Source organism: Streptomyces sp. NPDC087263 (assembly GCF_044744645.1).
Taxonomy (GTDB): Bacteria; Actinomycetota; Actinomycetes; order Streptomycetales; family Streptomycetaceae; genus Streptomyces.
Genome location: NZ_JBIUYT010000008.1, coordinates 397,544 through 413,743, shown reverse-complemented (window position 1 = coordinate 413,743; position 16,200 = coordinate 397,544). Strand labels below are relative to the sequence as shown.

Annotated in this window: 16 protein-coding genes and 7 tRNA genes; 10 read left to right on the top strand and 13 right to left on the bottom strand. The window is 70.1% G+C overall.

Going from position 1 to position 16,200, the window contains the following annotated elements; all coding sequences use genetic code 11:
* Positions 1 to 3: 3 nt before the first annotated feature.
* The 3 genes from thrS to ACIPC1_RS26970 all read right to left on the bottom strand — a co-directional run bounded on the left by thrS (position 4) and on the right by ACIPC1_RS26970 (position 3,874).
* Positions 4 to 1,980 (bottom strand): threonine--tRNA ligase, encoded by a 1,977-nt coding sequence (gene thrS / locus ACIPC1_RS26980; protein WP_402521211.1) that lies wholly within the window; start codon positions 1,978 to 1,980, stop codon positions 4 to 6.
* Positions 1,981 to 2,084: 104 nt separating this feature from the next.
* Positions 2,085 to 3,311 carry a hypothetical protein gene (locus ACIPC1_RS26975; RefSeq protein WP_402521208.1) on the bottom strand — a complete coding sequence of 409 codons (1,227 nt, stop codon included), beginning with the start codon at positions 3,309 to 3,311 and terminating at the stop codon, positions 2,085 to 2,087.
* A complete protein-coding gene (locus tag ACIPC1_RS26970; protein ID WP_402521206.1) occupies positions 3,308 to 3,874 on the bottom strand; it encodes a DUF4365 domain-containing protein in 567 nt (188 codons plus the stop codon). The genes ACIPC1_RS26975 and ACIPC1_RS26970 overlap by 4 nt, the downstream gene beginning before the upstream one ends.
* A 170-nt stretch (positions 3,875 to 4,044) precedes the next feature.
* On the opposite strand from ACIPC1_RS26970, the gene ACIPC1_RS26965 reads away from it, so the two are divergent.
* Positions 4,045 to 4,770, top strand: coding sequence for a 3'-5' exonuclease (locus ACIPC1_RS26965; RefSeq protein WP_384389142.1), 726 nt, complete (start codon positions 4,045 to 4,047; stop codon positions 4,768 to 4,770).
* A 64-nt stretch (positions 4,771 to 4,834) separates the two neighbouring features.
* Here the strand turns inward: ACIPC1_RS26965 and ACIPC1_RS26960 are convergent.
* Together ACIPC1_RS26960 and ACIPC1_RS26955 are read right to left on the bottom strand one after the other, a co-directional pair.
* Positions 4,835 to 4,906 (bottom strand) — tRNA-Val (locus ACIPC1_RS26960).
* A 39-nt stretch (positions 4,907 to 4,945) separates the two neighbouring features.
* Positions 4,946 to 5,425 (bottom strand): SRPBCC family protein, encoded by a 480-nt coding sequence (locus tag ACIPC1_RS26955; protein WP_402521203.1) that lies wholly within the window; start codon positions 5,423 to 5,425, stop codon positions 4,946 to 4,948.
* A gap of 51 nt (positions 5,426 to 5,476) precedes the next feature.
* On the opposite strand from ACIPC1_RS26955, the gene ACIPC1_RS26950 reads away from it, so the two are divergent.
* Positions 5,477 to 7,912, top strand: coding sequence for an SCO7613 C-terminal domain-containing membrane protein (locus tag ACIPC1_RS26950; protein ID WP_402521200.1), 2,436 nt, complete (start codon positions 5,477 to 5,479; stop codon positions 7,910 to 7,912).
* Positions 7,913 to 8,323: 411 nt separating this feature from the next.
* Here ACIPC1_RS26950 and ACIPC1_RS26945 read toward each other — a convergent pair.
* Together ACIPC1_RS26945 and ACIPC1_RS26940 are read right to left on the bottom strand one after the other, a co-directional pair.
* A tRNA-Val gene (locus tag ACIPC1_RS26945) sits at positions 8,324 to 8,398 on the bottom strand.
* Positions 8,399 to 8,479: 81 nt separating this feature from the next.
* Positions 8,480 to 8,914, bottom strand: a complete 435-nt coding sequence (locus ACIPC1_RS26940; RefSeq protein ID WP_402521198.1) for a TIGR02611 family protein — start codon at positions 8,912 to 8,914, stop codon at positions 8,480 to 8,482.
* A 191-nt stretch (positions 8,915 to 9,105) separates the two neighbouring features.
* On the opposite strand from ACIPC1_RS26940, the gene ACIPC1_RS26935 reads away from it, so the two are divergent.
* Together ACIPC1_RS26935 and ACIPC1_RS26930 are read left to right on the top strand one after the other, a co-directional pair.
* Positions 9,106 to 9,519, top strand: coding sequence for an SsgA family sporulation/cell division regulator (locus ACIPC1_RS26935; RefSeq protein ID WP_003959770.1), 414 nt, complete (start codon positions 9,106 to 9,108; stop codon positions 9,517 to 9,519).
* Between the two features lie 266 nt (positions 9,520 to 9,785).
* Complete coding sequence (locus tag ACIPC1_RS26930) at positions 9,786 to 10,346, top strand: CGNR zinc finger domain-containing protein (protein WP_402521196.1); 561 nt, start codon at positions 9,786 to 9,788, stop codon at positions 10,344 to 10,346.
* A 186-nt stretch (positions 10,347 to 10,532) separates the two neighbouring features.
* On the opposite strand, the gene ACIPC1_RS26925 is transcribed toward ACIPC1_RS26930, so the two are convergent.
* Both ACIPC1_RS26925 and ACIPC1_RS26920 read right to left on the bottom strand, forming a co-directional pair.
* Positions 10,533 to 10,685, bottom strand: coding sequence for a hypothetical protein (locus tag ACIPC1_RS26925; RefSeq protein WP_010988207.1), 153 nt, complete (start codon positions 10,683 to 10,685; stop codon positions 10,533 to 10,535).
* 156 nt (positions 10,686 to 10,841) lie between these two features.
* Positions 10,842 to 11,285, bottom strand: a complete 444-nt coding sequence (locus ACIPC1_RS26920; RefSeq protein WP_402521194.1) for a hypothetical protein — start codon at positions 11,283 to 11,285, stop codon at positions 10,842 to 10,844.
* A 209-nt stretch (positions 11,286 to 11,494) separates the two neighbouring features.
* Here ACIPC1_RS26920 and ACIPC1_RS26915 point away from each other — a divergent pair, with 209 nt between their 5' ends.
* Complete coding sequence (locus ACIPC1_RS26915) at positions 11,495 to 12,004, top strand: DsbA family protein (RefSeq protein WP_402521192.1); 510 nt, start codon at positions 11,495 to 11,497, stop codon at positions 12,002 to 12,004.
* A 244-nt stretch (positions 12,005 to 12,248) separates the two neighbouring features.
* On the opposite strand, the gene ACIPC1_RS26910 is transcribed toward ACIPC1_RS26915, so the two are convergent.
* The 3 genes from ACIPC1_RS26910 to ACIPC1_RS26900 form a co-directional block, all read right to left on the bottom strand.
* A complete protein-coding gene (locus ACIPC1_RS26910; RefSeq protein WP_402521189.1) occupies positions 12,249 to 13,076 on the bottom strand; it encodes a GNAT family N-acetyltransferase in 828 nt (275 codons plus the stop codon).
* Between the two features lie 82 nt (positions 13,077 to 13,158).
* A complete protein-coding gene (locus ACIPC1_RS26905; RefSeq protein WP_402521187.1) occupies positions 13,159 to 13,980 on the bottom strand; it encodes an aminotransferase class IV in 822 nt (273 codons plus the stop codon).
* Between the two features lie 118 nt (positions 13,981 to 14,098).
* On the bottom strand, positions 14,099 to 15,136 hold the full coding sequence (locus tag ACIPC1_RS26900) for a chorismate-binding protein (RefSeq protein ID WP_402521185.1): 1,038 nt from the start codon (positions 15,134 to 15,136) through the stop codon (positions 14,099 to 14,101).
* Positions 15,137 to 15,293: 157 nt separating this feature from the next.
* Here ACIPC1_RS26900 and ACIPC1_RS26895 point away from each other — a divergent pair.
* The 5 genes from ACIPC1_RS26895 to ACIPC1_RS26875 all read left to right on the top strand — a co-directional run bounded on the left by ACIPC1_RS26895 (position 15,294) and on the right by ACIPC1_RS26875 (position 15,770).
* Positions 15,294 to 15,366 (top strand) — tRNA-Gly (locus ACIPC1_RS26895).
* A gap of 39 nt (positions 15,367 to 15,405) precedes the next feature.
* Positions 15,406 to 15,479, top strand: a tRNA-Cys gene (locus ACIPC1_RS26890).
* 1 nt (position 15,480) lies between these two features.
* Positions 15,481 to 15,552, top strand: a tRNA-Val gene (locus tag ACIPC1_RS26885).
* A gap of 34 nt (positions 15,553 to 15,586) precedes the next feature.
* Positions 15,587 to 15,658, top strand: a tRNA-Val gene (locus ACIPC1_RS26880).
* A 40-nt stretch (positions 15,659 to 15,698) separates the two neighbouring features.
* Positions 15,699 to 15,770 (top strand) — tRNA-Val (locus ACIPC1_RS26875).
* A 74-nt stretch (positions 15,771 to 15,844) separates the two neighbouring features.
* Here ACIPC1_RS26875 and ACIPC1_RS26870 read toward each other — a convergent pair.
* Complete coding sequence (locus tag ACIPC1_RS26870; RefSeq protein WP_384380233.1) at positions 15,845 to 16,147, bottom strand: zf-TFIIB domain-containing protein; 303 nt, start codon at positions 16,145 to 16,147, stop codon at positions 15,845 to 15,847.
* Between the last annotated feature and the right edge of the window lie 53 nt (positions 16,148 to 16,200).

The following is a 16,200-nucleotide window of genomic DNA, read 5'->3' as shown; positions in this document are numbered from 1 at the left end:
GTGTCAGACCTGCGCCCGCTCCTCCACGACCTTCGCGATCTTGGCGATCGCCTCGTCGAGGGGGATGCCGTTCTCCTGCGAGCCGTCGCGGTAGCGGAAGGAGACGGCGCCGGCCGTCATGTCCTCGTCGCCCGCGATGACCATGAAGGGCACCTTCTGCTTCTGCGCGTTGCGGATCTTCTTCTGCATACGGTCGGAGGACGAGTCGACCTCGACGCGCAGACCCTTCCGCTTCGCCTCGGCGGCGAACTTCTCCAGGTACTCGACGTGCGCGTCGCCGATCGGGATGCCGATCGCCTGCACGGGCGCCAGCCAGGCCGGGAACGCGCCCGCGTAGTGCTCCAGGAGCACCGCGAAGAAGCGCTCGATCGAGCCGAACAGGGCGCGGTGGATCATCACCGGGCGCTGCTTGGTGCCGTCGGGGCCGGTGTACTCCAGGTCGAAACGCTCCGGCAGGTTGAAGTCGAGCTGCACGGTCGACATCTGCCAGGTGCGGCCGATGGCGTCCTTGGTCTGGACGGAGATCTTCGGGCCGTAGAACGCGGCGCCGCCCGGGTCCGGGACCAGCGGGAGGCCCTGCTTCTCGGCCACCTTCCGCAGCGTCTCGGTGGCCTCCTCCCAGACCTCGTCGGAGCCGACGAACTTCTCGGGATCCTTGGTCGACAGCTCCAGGTAGAAGTCGGTGAGGCCGTAGTCGCGCAGCAGGTTCAGGACGAAGGTGAGCGTCTTGTCGAGCTCGTCCGCCATCTGCTCCTTGGTGCAGTAGATGTGCGCGTCGTCCTGGGTGAAGCCGCGGGCGCGGGTCAGGCCGTGTACGACGCCCGACTTCTCGTAGCGGTAGACCGTGCCGAACTCGAAGAGCCTCAAGGGCAGTTCACGGTACGAGCGGCCGCGCGCGTCGAAGATCAGGTTGTGCATCGGGCAGTTCATGGGCTTGAGGTAGTAGTCCACGCCCTCGTCGAGCTGCATGGGCGGGTACATGCCGTCGGCGTACCAGTCCAGGTGGCCCGAGGTCTCGAAGAGCTTCCCCTTGGTGGCGTGCGGGGTGTAGACGAACTCGTAGCCCTCCTCCTCGTGCCGGCGGCGCGAGTAGTCCTCCATCACCCGGCGGATGACACCGCCCTTGGGGTGGAAGACGGCGAGGCCGGAGCCGATCTGCTCGGGGATGGAGAACAGGTCGAGCTCGCTGCCCAGTTTGCGGTGGTCGCGCTTCTCGGCCTCGGCGAGGAAGTCGAGGTGCGCCTTCAGCTCGTCCTTGGACGGCCACGCGGTGCCGTAGATGCGCTGGAGCATGGGGTTCTTCTCGCTGCCGCGCCAGTACGCGGCGGCGTTGCGCATCAGCTTGAACGCCGGGATGTAGCGGGTGGTGGGCAGGTGGGGACCGCGGCAGAGGTCCTTCCAGCACAGCTCGCCGGTCTTGGCGTCGAGGTTGTCGTAGATGGTCAGCTCGCCGCCGCCCACCTCGACGTCCGCCCCGTCGTCCGTGGACGCGGCGCCCTTGATGCCGATGAGCTCCAGCTTGTACGGCTCGGACGCCAGCTCCTCGCGAGCCGCCTCGTCGGTCACCACACGGCGGGAGAAACGCTGGCCGCGCTTCTGGATCTCCTGCATCTTCTTCTCGATGGCCTTGAGGTCATCGGGGTGGAAGGGCTTCTCGACGTCGAAGTCGTAGTAGAAGCCGTCCTTGACCGGCGGGCCGATGCCCAGCTTGGCCTCGGGGAAGAGCTCCTGCACGGCCTGCGCCATGACGTGCGCGGTGGAGTGGCGCAGGATGTTGAGACCGTCCTCGGAGGAGATCTCGACGGGCTCGATCTCCTCGCCGTCCTGCACGGGGTACGCCAGGTCCTTCAGCTCGCCGCCGACGCGGGCCGCGACGATGGTGCGCTGCCCGTCGAAGAGGTCGGCGGCCGTAGTGCCCGTCGTCACCACTCGCTCTTCCCGCTCGGAATCGCGTTGGATGATCACACGGACGTCTGACACCGGTCTCTCCTGACTGAGGTGGGCGCGTACACGTGCGCGTACGCAGACAGGAATCGTACCGAGCCTCGGGTCCCGTTCGCTAAACGGTTAAGCGCCACCCCGTTTCAGTCCCCGCTGCACGCCTCCTCGAAGAAGGCCGTGATCTCTGCGGTCTCCTGGAGCGACTTCATCAACCGGTCCCGCTCGGCCTCGTCAACTTGTACCGGTACGACCCCCGAGGCCTCCGTGAGCCGGCGGAAACCGCCCCGGCTCTCCAGCCGCCCGTGCACCCGCACCGGCAGCCCGACCAGATGGGCGTGGCCCGCTATCCGGTACGCCTCCTCGTCGAGCGTCATCCGGATGTACGGGACCTCCGCCCCGGCGATGACCTTCAGCCGTACGCTGCCCTCGCCGCGCGGCCCGGACCTGCGCATCAGGACGACGGCGCCCGTGACGCGCACCGGCACGGAAGGCTCCTCGCGCAGGAAGCGGGCCCCGGCCTCGCGCAGCACGGGCAGGTCGCCGGGCGAGAACTCGACGGGCTCGGTGGGAACGGCGCAGCCTTCGGGGACGCCGGCCGCGGGCGCCCACTCGACGGCGACCCGTGCGCCCTCGGTGCCACGTACGAGGGCCACCAGAGCTTCCGTGAGCTCACGGCTGACGCCGGCCTCGACGGCCGCGTCGAAGGCGTCCATGCCGCCGGTGGCCCGCTGGTAGTCGATGGCCTCGCGGGCGGCGTACAGCGCCTGGTGCAGGCGTACGGCGAAGGGGCGCCCGGTGTCGACGGGCACGAAGGCGGTGAGCTGGCGTCCGCCGGGCTCGGCGCCGACGAGGACGCTCTCCAGGGCGGCGACGGCGGGCCTGCGGTGGCGGGCGCCGTAGTAGCCCGCACGCGCGCGCGTGGCCAGGGCCCCGGCCAGCAGCATCTGGCGGGCGGCGGCGCGCAGTTGTTCCTCGACGGTCCAGGGCGTGGCGCCCACCGGTCCGCTCGGGACATCGCGCCACCAGCGGATCTCGTCGCTGGGCACGGCGAGCGCGATGAGGACGTCGCGCGCGGAGGGGGAGGCGCTGCGGGAGAGCGCGACCAGTGCCTCGCCGAGCAGGTCGTCACTGTCGGGGAAGGCCCGGCTTTCCGGTACCAGCAGGCTCGTACCGCCGCCGCCGGGCCCTGGTGGGGTCCAGCGGCCGTACCGTCCGGGTGCCCCGCCGCGCCGCTGCCAGCCGTGCCGGTGCAGCAGCGCGCTGAGCACTGCGGGGTCGACCTTGTCGGGCTCGGGTGGTTCGTTCCACTGGGCGTCGACCGGATGCGGCCTCACCGGCCGCGGTACTTCGTCGATCGGGCGGTGCGTCACGGTTTTCCTCCCGTCCCGATCCGCGTCATCATCTCGCAGAGCGCTCTGTCGTCGAAGATGCGCGCGGTCGGTATGCGGACGGTGGTCCTGCGCCGGCCGGTGACGGCGTGGCCGGCGAGGTTGATCCAGTAGCAGCAGTGCCGCAGGTCGAGGCGGTCGTGGCTGGCGCGCAGCCACTCGTCCTGCGATCTGGGCACCAGCATCACGACCAGTATTTTGTGCACCGAGACCGGGGTGCGGGCCAGCTTCTCCAGGTGAGCGTTGTCGAGCGTGAAGGAGAAGGCCGGGCCCGGTGGGTTCGGCGGTGTCTGGTACGTGCACTTGAGCTGCACCTTGATGGTGACTTCGTCGTCGACCGTGTGCCCGGGGGCGCTGTGGCTGACGTGCCAGTCGATGCCGTTGTCGGGAAACGGCTGGGACAGCGAGCAGCCCGCGGCCGCCGCGACGGCGTGCAGATAACCCACCTGCAGAGTCTCCATGCAGGCGGTGGTGGCGAGTGAGCCTCTGTGGGGTGCTGTGCGCTGGGGCAGCAGCCCTCCCCACTCGGGCTGCGCGAGTGCCATGAGTCCAACAGCCTTCCAAACCAGGTGTATCCCCGCGACGGGCCGCTGAACTGCGAAGACCCGTATCTCTGTTGTCTCCTCCCGGCGTACGGCGCAAACAGCCCGGGTATCACCAAACTGGCAGAAGACGGCGCGTCAGCTGCCTTGGGTGAACGAGGAGTTGTGTTCGTATGACGTGCTGGTACGAGGGCCCCTTGGCCGCGTTCGACACGGAGACCACCGGCGTGGACGTCGAGACCGACCGGATAGTGTCGGCCGCCGTCGTCGTCCAGGATGCCCCGGGCACCCGTCCCCGGGTGACCCGGTGGCTGGTGAACCCGGGAGTGCCGGTGCCCGCGGGGGCGACGGCGGTGCACGGGCTGACGGATGAGCATCTGCAATGCAACGGCCGCTGGCCGTCGCCTGTGGTGGACGAGATAGCGAGGGAGCTGGCCGAACAGGCCGCGGCGGGCCGCCCGCTCGTGGTGATGAACGCTCCCTTCGATCTGACCCTGCTGGACCGGGAGTTGCGCCGTCATCGCGCTTCGTCACTCGACCGCTGGTTCGAGGCGAAGCCGCTGCGCGTGCTCGACCCCCGGGTCCTCGACAAGCATCTGGACCGCTATCGCAAGGGCCGGCGCACGCTCACCGACCTCTGCGCGCACTACGGCGTGGAGTTGGAGGGCGCGCACGACGCGGCGGCCGACGCGCTGGCCTCGATGGATGTCGTACGGGCGGTCGGGCGCCGGTTCCCGGCCCGTCTGGAGCGGCTGTCCCCGGCCGAACTGCACACCCTGCAGGCCGTGTGGCACGCGGCTCAGGCGCGCGGCCTGCAGGCGTGGTTCGCACGCAGCGGCTCGGAGGAGTCGGTGGATCCGGCGTGGCCGCTGCGCCCGGACCTCCAGGAGGCAGCCTGAGAAGCGGAAGCACACAAGCACACAGAAAAACCGGTCCGTCTGTGACGGACCGGTCTTCTCCGGGTGGGCGATACTGGGTTCGAACCAGTGACCTCTTCGGTGTGAACGAAGCGCTCTCCCACTGAGCTAATCGCCCGGGAACGCACCGAACAATACAGGTCTCGGAGGGTGTCGTTCAAACCGCTTCGTCCAAACCGCTTCCAGGTGCGCCCGGAGCTTCCAGGTATGCCCTGAGTCCGCGCCGCCCGGCGCGCATCATCAGCGCGTGATTGGCGCGGAAGACGGGCCGCCCGGGCACGGCGAGGCGCCGCAGCAAAGCCTTGTTCACCTCGGCCTCCTGGTCGTACTGGGCCCGGGTACCGGCCCCGTCGGCGGTGAGCGTCCAGCGCGCCCAGCCGTTGATGTCGCCGGACATCGAGATCTCCAGGACGCCGCCGTCCGGATCGCGGCACACCTCACGCCCGGTGAACGTCATGTTGTACGGCAGCGCCGATCGGATCCGGATGACACCGCTGTGGTCGTCGATGCGGGTCACCTCGCGCACCTGCGGCCACCAGCGCGGATACTCCTCGGCCCGCTCCAGTGCGACGTACACGGCGGCCGGCGGCGCGGGCAGGTCCCACACGCTGTGGAAACGGTAACGGCTCCAGTCCATGTACGGAGTGTGCCCGCCCGGGAGATGAGTACCGACTGAGTATGCGCACTCATGCCGGGCAACGTGACCGGGACCACACTCCTCGGCATGACCCATATCCCGCCCCCGGCCGAGGAGTTGCGGCTCCTCGACACCGAGCTGGGGCAACTCGACGCACGCCGGGCCCAGTTGCTGACCCGCCGCGGATGGCTGATCCACGCGCTGTCTCCGGTGCCCGCACCCCGGCCCGCCGACGTACGTCGGCAGCCCGAGACCACGGCGCCCAGTGTTCAGAACGTGCTCCTGATCCTCGGCGGCATCTTGCTGACCATCGCCGCGATGGCTTTCACCCTGGTCAGCTGGGGCCACCTGAGCATCGCCGGACGGGCTCTGGTGCTGGGCGCGGTGACGCTGGCCGCGCTGGGCGCGCCCGCGCCGCTCCTCAAGCGGGGGCTGCGCTCGACCGCGGAGTCGGTGGCGGGTCTCGGTCTCGCGCTGACGGTCCTGGACGCCTACGCGCTGTACGCGGTGGCGCTCCCGGAGACGGACGGCCTCGGGTACACGGCCGTGGCGTCGGCGGTACTGGCCGTGGCATGGGCGGCGTACGGGCTCTCGCTCGCCGCGCTGCACCCCGCATCGGAGGCCGGTCATCTGCACCTGCCCTTGCCGCTCGCGACGGCGACGGCCCAGCTCCCGCTGCTCCTCTGGGCGGGTGCGGCCGGCGCGGGCGCCCACACCGTGACGGCCGCGCTGCTGCTGACGGCGGCGTTCGACACGGTTCTCGCCCTCCGGTCACCCGTGAAGTCCGTACGCGTCGTCGCGACCGTGGGCGCGTACGTCATGGGTGGCTGGGGCACCGTTGCCGCCGGCTGGCTGTCCTGGACGGCCTCCGGCACGAGCGCCGCCGCCCGTGCGGCGGCGCTCCTCCTCTTCGCCGCGGCGATCGCCCTGACCGCGGCGTGGCACGCCCCGAAGCCGCGCGTCGGCACCGGCATCGCGCTGACCGGCGGCCTGATCTCGGTCGCCGGTGCCGGTGGCGTCCTGCACTCGTCGCTGCCCGACACATGGACGGTTCCCGGCTATCTGGTGTGCGGTGTCGCCCTGTTGGCGGTCCTGCGCAGCCGCCTTCCCGAGCCGGTGCGACACGGTCTCGCCTGGGCGTCCGGCTGCGTGCAGGCCGTCGCGGTGCTGTGGGCGCTGTCCACGGTCGCCGTCGCTCTCCTCGGCCCGGTCGACTGGGTCCGCAGCGCGTGGTCCGGATCCCCTGCGACCGCCCGTGACGCGGTGACGACCGAGCTGCCCTGGCCCCCGAACGCGGCCACGGCACCTCTCGTACTCGCACTCGTCGCCGCCGTCCTGGCGGTGGCGGCCCGCGGCAACGCCTCCTGGCGCCCGCAGGCCCTGACCGGCGCGCTGACGCTGATCTGGGCAACGGCGCTCATCGTCCCCGCAGCCTTCGAACTCCCCTATACGGCAGGCCTGTTGGCGCAGCTCCTGGTGACTGCGGCTCTCGTGGCGTACGCACTTCGGTCTCCGCGGCTCCCGACGCCTCCCGCACCCGTACCTCTCGTCGCCCTCTGCCTCGCCCTCCTCACCTCTCTCAGCCTCGCCTTCCTCGCCCTTGCCTCCAGGCCGGCGACCCTGAGCGTCCTGGCCACGCTGACGGTCCTGTTCGCGGTCGCCGCCCGGCAACCGCGCCTCGGCCCGGTCGCCGCACCGGCTTCACTCGGCCACGCCACCGCCCTCGCCTGCGCCGTGGGGGCAGCTCTCGGCTGGTCGCCGCAGCAGACCGCGCTGCTCGTCCTCGTGGTGCCCGTCGCCGCCGTACTGCTCGCGGCCCGCCTCGGCGCCTCCCCGACGACCCTGTCCATGGAAGTCACCGGAGCCACCGCCGCGCTGCTCGCCGTCGGACTCACGGTCACCGATCCGCCGATGCTGGCCCTGGTCCTGACCCTCTGCGGAGTGATCGCCGCGGGCACGGCCGTACGAGAGGACCGGCGCCCCGTCGGCTACGCGGCAGCCGCCCTGTTCATGCTGGCCACCTGGGTACGCCTGGCGTCCTGGGACGTCGGCTCACCGGAGGCGTACACCCTTCCGGTGACCGTCCCGGCACTGCTCGTCGGGGTGATCCGGCGCGGCAAGGACACCCGGGCCTCGTCCTGGACGGCATACGGACCGGGCATCGCCGTCACCCTCGTCCCGAGCCTCTTCGCGGCGTGGGGGGACACGCACTGGCTGCGCCCGCTGCTGCTCGGCGGCGCGGCACTCGCGGTCACCCTCGTGGGCGCCCGGCACCGCCTCCAGGCACCGCTCGTCCTGGGCGGCACAGTGCTCGCCCTTGACGCCCTGCACGAACTCGCCCCGTACATCGCGCAGGTGGCCGGCGCGCTCCCCCGTTGGGCGCCTCCCGCGCTCGCCGGCCTGCTGCTGCTCGCACTGGGTGCGACGTACGAGCGCCGGATCCGGGACGCGCGGCGAGTACGGGAGGCGCTGGGACGGATGCGCTGACAGAGGGCCTGTTCTGACGGAGGCACAGAGGGTGGCGAATTGGTCGTCCCAGGTCCGAACCTGTTCGGGCCTGTTGACGGATTCCTCAAATACCTTCTCGTCGACGACAAGTGACATGGTGTTGGATCTGACGGGCACTCGGAGATGTTTCCCTTTGGGACTCGATGTGGAACAGCACACTTCTCTTGTCGTACTTCGGAAGAAATCCCACAGTCTTCTGGAATACGTCCGGAGGATTTCCCGTCCTCGACGCGACATCGATGCGCTCGCCGCGTGAATCCATTTGGGTAAGCGCTTGCTGGCACGGGGTGCGGAGAGCTCCGGGTGGGCGCCGGGACAGGACTCGCCCAGGCAGAAACGACGAAGGCGGCCCGGTCCACGTCGTACGTGGGGATGGGCCGCCTGACGTGGTGGTGGGCGATACTGGGATCGAACCAGTGACCTCTTCGGTGTGAACGAAGCGCTCTCCCGCTGAGCTAATCGCCCGGGCGCACGGAGAACATTACCCCATGTCAGAGGATGGCTTCGACCGGCCGAGGAGCCGTCGGAGGCCCCTCGCGCGGAGCGTCACTCCTTGATGTTCCAGGGCATCTCGAAGCCGAACTTCCAGACGTAGACGGCGACGAGGGCCACGATGATCACGAGCCCGATCGTCGTGAGGATGATGTTGCGGCGCCGCACCTTGGGGTCGAGCGCACGCTGCGTCGCCTCGGTCACTTTGCGTTTCGTCCAGCGGAGCACCAGCTGCGCCCAGACGAACTCGGTCGCCCAGATCGCCATGCCGCCGAAGATCACCAGCCAGCCGGGGCCCGGCAGCGGAAGCATGATCACGCCCGCCCCGACCACCGCGAGCCCCACGATGAAAACGCCCACCTGCCAGCTCAGGTGCAACGTGCGACGCGCCTTGATGAAATGCGGCGCCCGTGAACCGAGCGGCCGCTCGGCCTTCGTCCCGTCCTCAACCGTGGCGATCTCGCCCGGCTCGTCACTCCCCGTATTCATACGACCAAACCCTACCCGAGAGAAACCAGTCACCGGAATGGTCCTATCCGGCGAACGAGCTCTCGGCCGGATGAGTTACGTAAAGGCACGCAAAACACTCAGAGGGGTTTACAACGGCACCGTAGGTGGCATGTCGATTTCGCCGACGTGCGAATCCCCGAGCGCACACTGAGCGAAAGGCCCTGGCGCTTATGAACACCACGGTCAGCTGCGAGCTGCACCTGCGCCTCGTTGTGTCGAGCGAGTCCTCACTGCCTGTTCCCGCAGGACTGCGGTATGACACGGCCGATCCCTACGCCGTGCACGCCACCTTCCACACCGGAGCCGAGGAAACCGTCGAGTGGGTGTTCGCCCGCGACCTCCTCGCCGAGGGCCTGCACAGGCCCACCGGTACCGGCGACGTCCGAGTCTGGCCGTCCCGGAGCCACGGCCAGGGCGTCGTGTGCATCGCCCTGAGCTCCCCAGAGGGCGAAGCCCTGCTCGAGGCCCCTGCGCGGGCCCTGGAGTCGTTCCTGAAGCGAACGGACGCCGCCGTGCCCCCCGGCACGGAACACCGGCACTTCGATCTCGACACAGAGCTCTCACACATCCTGGCCGAGAGCTGACGAGATACCTCAGAGCCGCCCGGCGCCGTCCACTCGGGGAGACGGCTCGGGCCTGGACAACCGAATAGGGAACACACCGGCGCCGTCGCCGCGGATCTCCGCGGGGGCGGCGCCGGTGCGTGTGCCCGGCAGGCCGTCGGGGACCGCACGCCGCCCACCCCGGTGACCCCGGCCGGAACAGGCACCCCTCCCCCGCGCCGCGAAACCACTACCATCGGCCAGCATCGGGCGGGCGCCAGCCCGACCCCCAGGCCAGGGAGCGAACCGTGCTGATCACCCACGACACCCGGTGTGCCCTCGACGCCGTGGTGGATCTGGTGAACACCGCGCCGGAGGACCACACGACGGACGACGGCCTCGCGAATGTCGCCGCTCTCGCCGATTTCGTACGAAAGCACGAGATCAGCGATGTCGGCGTGCTGTCGGAGTACGACCTCGCCGCCGTGCACAGGGTTCGCGACCGGTTCGCCGGCATCTTCGCCGCCGCCGATCCGCGGTTCGCCGCCGGTCTCATCAACGAGCTGATCGCCGCCGCGGGCACCACGCCCCGGCTCACCGACCACGACGGCTACGACTGGCACGTGCACTACTTCGCGCCGGGCGCCTCGATCGCCGACCACCTCGCGGCCGACTGCGGGATGGCGCTGGCCTTCTTCGTGGTGGCGGGGGAGCAGGAGAGGCTCCGCCGCTGCGAGGCCCCCGACTGCCGGCGCGCCTTCGTGGACCTGTCCCGCAACCGCTCCCGTCGCTACTGCGACAGCCGCACCTGCGGAAACCGCCTCCACGTGGCCGCATACCGCGCACGCCGCAAGGAAGCAGCGGGCTGACGGGCGCATCCCTTCGGGCCCGGCACCAAGAGGGCGGGCCAATTCCTTCGGGCCCGGCACCAGGAGAGCGGGGCCGTCCCTTCAGGCCCGGCACAAGGGAGTGGGCCCATCCCCGCAGGCTCACGCCGGGGGTACGGCGGGTTGACGGAGCCCTCGGCGGGTGGCGCCAGGGGCTCCGTGTACGGCTCAGAGCAGCAGCAGGTCGTGCAGCGAAGCCATGAGCAGGAGACAGCCGATCACCGCTAGGAAGATCATCAGCGGTGGCTGGGAGAGCGCGAAGAGACAACCACGCCGCTCCTCGGGCGGGGCGGCGGTGTCGCTCTGTGTTGTGTCCAGCATCTCGCGGGCGATGATGACGCAGCAAACACCCGCTGTCGATCAACACGCCCGGAAAGTACGGGAGTTCGCCGGATCATGTGACGACGACGCTCGAACGTGACCGGTTACGCGCGCTCCGCGCGCGCCTCTGTGTCGTTTCAGTCGGTCATGGCCCGGTCATATGCCGTGCTTCTTCAGAATGGCCTCGATGTCGCTGAAGTCGTCCCCGGAGCCGGTGGCGCGAGGTGTCGTCGCCGGCCGGGCCGCGGGGCGGGCGGCCGGGCCCAGCGAGGGCGCCGAGGCCGCGGGGGCCACCGCCTCACGCTGGGCGGCGCGTGCCGCCTTGCGTTCCTTTCGGGTACCGCCGCCGCGTCGCTCCACGGCGCGTGTGGTCATGAACAGCAGCCAGGCGCCGCCGAGCACGACGAAGCCCGCCCACGCGGTCGGACTGAGCGCCGTGTCGGCCAGCCAGCCGACGACGCCGGTCATCACCAGGCCGACCGGCACGAGTGAGTAGGCGGCGATGCGCGCGGCCGCGAGGAAGCGCTTGCGGTAGGCGGTCACAGCGGCGATGCCCAGGCCCGCCGCGGAGACGGCGGAACAGACGGTTTCGGCGATCATCCGGTCCTCCAGGCAGGGGCTCGGTCGGGCGAAGTCGGTTCGTCCCCATCCATCCTGCACCGCCCGACACCCGATATGCCATGCCCTGGGCGGACCTCAGGGAGATCTCGGGGTCGGCGTCCTCCCCAGGTCCCGGTCACCGTGCGCAGGCAGAGGCCCTCGTCGGTCCCGGTTGGGGTACCCGCGCCGGTGCTGGAAGACTGGCACCCATGAACGACTCCTCATCCGCACGTCCGGCCGCCGTCCTGGACGTCTGGTGCGAACTGCAGTGCCCCGACTGCCACAGCGCCTTGGACGACCTGCGGGCACTGCGCGCCCGCTACGGCGACCGCCTGGAGCTGCGGCTGCGGCATTTCCCGCTGGAGAAGCACAAGCACGCGTTCGCCGCGGCGCAGGCCGCCGAGGAGGCCGCGGAGCAGGGTCAGGCGTGGCCGTACATCGAGGCGGTGCTCGGCCGCGTCGAGGAACTGAACCGTCAGGGCGAACCCTTCCTGGTCGAGGTCGCCCGTGAACTGGGCCTGGACGCCGAAGAGTTCGACACCGCCCTGATCGACGGCCGGCACATCCTGATCGTCGACGCCGACCAGGCCGAGGGCAAGGCCATCGGCGTGACCGGCACCCCGACGTACGTCATCGGCGGCGAACTCCTCGACGGCGGCAAGAGCCGGCAAGGCCTGCGCGAACGCATCGAGGAGATCGCCGACCGTCTGCTGGCCTAGGTCGTGTCGTCACCTTCCCGTCGTCGCCCGGAGGGCGGCCTCGCGCCCGCTGCGGCAGCAGCCTGTGTCGCAGTAGGTGCGTGCTCTCGGTGTACCGGGCGTGGACACCCTCGTACTGGACGTACTTGGGTCTGCACCCGGTGCGGCGAGAGGGCGTGCATTCCCGTCGCGAGGCAGACGGGAAGGTGACGACAGGACCTGGCAGGAGGCGTAACTCGGACACTCGGCCCCCTGTCGCCTCGTACTACAGAAGGCTCTTGTAGAGGTGGTACACCGTCGTCTCGTAGCCGAGCGACTCATAGAGCCGCTCGGCCGGGGTGTTGCCCGCGAAGACGTTGAGGGCGATACGGCTCCTCCCGGCGGCCACCGCCTGGGCCTCGGCCAGCAGCATGAGCGTACGGCCGTACCCCTTGCCACGGTGCGCCGCGCGGACCTCGACGTTGTAGACGAAGGCGCTTCCGTCGCGCTCGCCCAGCCACAGGTCGCCGACCAGCTTGTCCTCGTGTTCCAGGACGCTGATCAGCATGTTCTCGGTGGCGAGTCCCTGGGGCAGCAACTGATCGTGCCCCTGGTTCGACTTGGCGTACGCCTCCGCCTCCGGCACACCGCGGCTGATCCAGTCCTGCGCGTAGCCCTCCCTGCCCTCGCGGTCCCAGGGCTCGTACTCGGCCTGCGTCATGGGGCGGCCGCGGCTGCCGGCGGGCAGTCCGGGCGGGGGCTCCTCGCCGAGCGCCTTCTCCATCCAGCGGTTGCGGGTGACGTACCCGAGCGCCTTGGTGAGCCGGAGTCCGGCCTCGGCGCCGGAGGGAACAGAGGTCTCGATCCGCTCGCAGCCCCAGCCGCGCGCCACCTCCTCCGCGGCGAGTGCGGCCACCGTGCCCCGGCCGCGTCCACGGTCCGGCTCTTCGATGCGGAGCTCGCGGATCTGGGCGACGGCCGGCCCGAAGACGGGATGGGTCGCGAGGTGTATGGCGCCCACCGGACGACTGTTCACACACACTTGGTAGCGACGCGAACGCGTCCCGTCGGCGGCGTGCTGGAGCGGCTCGGTCGGCCGCAGGGTGGTGGTCATCAGTGGTGTTGTACCCGCCCTGCGGCCTGCCGTCATCCCGGTTTCCGCGACATGGTGGTCCCACGGATCCCCTACAGGCGTCCTACGGGTCGAGATCGTTTCCGGCCCGCTCTTCGAAGATCCGCATCGCCTTGGCCGTCACCAGGCCCGGCGCGCCCGGGAGTTCGCGGGTGTCGACCCGGTGCACGGCCTGCACATCCCGGAGCGTGGAGGTCAGGAAGACCTCCTCGGCGGACTCCAGGACATCCAGCGGCAGATCGGTCTCCTTGGCGTCCGTCCACTCGACGGCGAGCGCGCGCGTGATGCCGGCGAGGCAGCCGGAGGCGAGGGGCGGGGTGTGGATCTCGCCGTCGAGGACGACGAAGACGTTCGACCCCGTGCCCTCGCACAACTGACCCACCGTGTTGGCGAACAGCGCCTCGGACGCACCCTGTTCGCGCGCGCGGGCCAGAGCGACGACGTTCTCGGCGTACGAGGTGGTCTTGAGGCCGGTCAGGGCGCCGCGCTCGTTGCGGGTCCAGGGGACGGTGATCACGGCTGTGGAGTCGGGGCGCCGGCCGGACTCGCCGAGGGCGACGACCAGGGTCGGGCCGTGCTCACCGCGGTCGGAGCCGAGCGGGCCGTGGCCGCCGGTGTACGTGATCCGCAGTCGGCCGAGCGGCATCGGGTTGGCGTCCAGGACGGCGGCGCAGGCGTGGCGCACCTCGTCGAGGTCGGGTTCGGGCAGCCCGAGGCCGCGTGCCGAGCGGGCCAGCCGGTCGAGGTGGCGGGTCAGCGCGAACGGCCGCCCGTCGACCGCCTTCACGGTCTCGAAGATGCCGTCACCCACGGTCAGCCCGTGGTCGAAAACGGAGACGCGGGCGGCCTCGATGTCCTGCAGCCCGCCGTCGAGCCAGAGCTTCACTGAATTCCACCTCGCTGAAAAGTGCCGGGTCCGTCGTGCGACGTGATGGTCCGGCCGGGGGTCCGGCGCGCGGCGGAGCCGCTGTCCGGTGCGGCGTCCCCGGGATGGACACAACACGTCAGGGTCCCCCACCTGCCTCGTACTCCCCCGACGCTACCGCGAGGAGCCTGGCGGCCTTCAGCTCGGTCTCCCTCCACTCCCCCGCCGGGTCGGAGCCCCAGGTGATGCCCGCGCCCGTGCCGAACCGCAGCACCCCTTCCCCTCGGTCGATCCAGAAGGTACGGATGCCGACCGCGAGTTCCGCGGTGCCCCGGTCGGCGTCGACCCAGCCGATGCCTCCGCAGTAGGGGCCGCGCGGCGCGGTCTCCAGGGCCTCGATGATCCGCAGGGCGCTGGACTTGGGGGCACCGGTCACGGACCCGGGCGGGAAGGCGGCGGAGAGGAGCTCCGGCCAGCCCGCGTCCTCGCGCAGTTCGCCGTGGACGGTGGAGACGAGGTGGACCAGACCCGGGTGTTTTTCGACGACGCACAGGTCGGGGACGGTCACGCTGCCGGTGGCGCAGACCTTGCCGATGTCGTTGCGGACCAGGTCCACGATCATCACGTTCTCGGCGAAGTCCTTCTCCAGGAGGTCCGCCTCGGTGCGTCCGGTGCCCTTGATCGGGCCCGATTCGACGATCCGGCCCTCGCGGCGCAGGAAGAGTTCGGGGGACGCGGTGGCTATCTCGACGCCGTGGCCGGGTAGCCGAATCGTTCCGGCGTACGGCGCCGGGTTGCCGCGTGCGAGCAGGGCGGTGAGCGCGTCCACGTCGGCGTCGGGGGCGACGGGCGCGGACAGGACGCGGCAGAGGTTCGCCTGATAGACCTCGCCGGCTGCTATGTGCTCACGGATACGGCGTACGCCCTCGATGTACGCGGCGCGGTCGAGGGACGACTTCCAGTCACCGGTCGTGGGACCCCGCCACTGCCCGGGCACCGGCGCCGGCACCGGCTCGTCCCGTATGTCCCGGAAACGGGCGCAGACAAGTCGTCCCTCGAAGTCGGCGGACACGGCCCAGAAGCCGGTGGAGTCCAGAGCCGATGCGTCGCTGGTCACATCGACAAGGCCGGTCGCGACGCGGCCGCCGAAGCGAGCGAGGGGAGGGAGGTCGAGCACACAGTCGAGTCTAGGGTGGGTGACCTGCGGGTGCCCCGGCCGTGTCCGTGGAGTGGACGTACCGCAGCACGCTGCACAAACGCGTTTTTGTGCTGGCCCCGGAATCCGCTAGAGTTCAACACGTCACCGCGACGCGCAAGCCGAACGGAAACGACAAGCGGACGTAGCTCAGTTGGTAGAGCGCAACCTTGCCAAGGTTGAGGTCGCCAGTTCGAACCTGGTCGTCCGCTCGCAGGACGTGGGGGCTCTTCCTGATTCCCCGCACTCCTGGTGGAGTGGCCGAGAGGCGAGGCAACGGCCTGCAAAGCCGTCTACACGGGTTCAAATCCCGTCTCCACCTCCAAGGACGATTAGCTCAGCGGGAGAGCGCTTCCCTGACACGGAAGAGGTCACTGGTTCAATCCCAGTATCGTCCACTGGTCCGCAAGGACTCGGTCCGCAAGGATCCCCGCGCGATTAGCTCAGCGGGAGAGCGCTTCCCTGACACGGAAGAGGTCACTGGTTCAATCCCAGTATCGCGCACGCAGTACCAGCAGTACGCGTGGCTCAGGCCCCGTGACCTGCGCGATTAGCTCAGCGGGAGAGCGCTTCCCTGACACGGAAGAGGTCACTGGTTCAATCCCAGTATCGCGCACCGGCCGAAACCCCCAACCGTCTCGTACGGCTGGGGGTTTCGTCGTCCCGGGACCCTCAAGGGCCCCGGGAACCTCAGGACGAGAAGAGCATGCGGCCGAAGCTCTTCTGACGGTGGCCTCCCTGGTGGCCACCGTAGTGACCGCCGTGGCCTCCATGACCGCCTTGCTGCGGGGCTCCCCAGGCCGGCGCGGGCGCGCCCTGGTACGGGCCGGCCTGGGGCGGCGGCGCGGGCTGCGACCACTGGGACTCCACGCGGGTCAGCGACTCCAGCTCGCCGTAGTCGAGGAAAATCCCGCGGCACCCGCTGCACTGCTCGATCTGGACGCCGTTGCGGTTGTACGTGTGCATCGGCGCATGGCACTTCGGACACTGCATGCTCGGCTCAACTCCCTGCCGTCGGTATTGCTTCCGCCAGGACAGACTCCGCC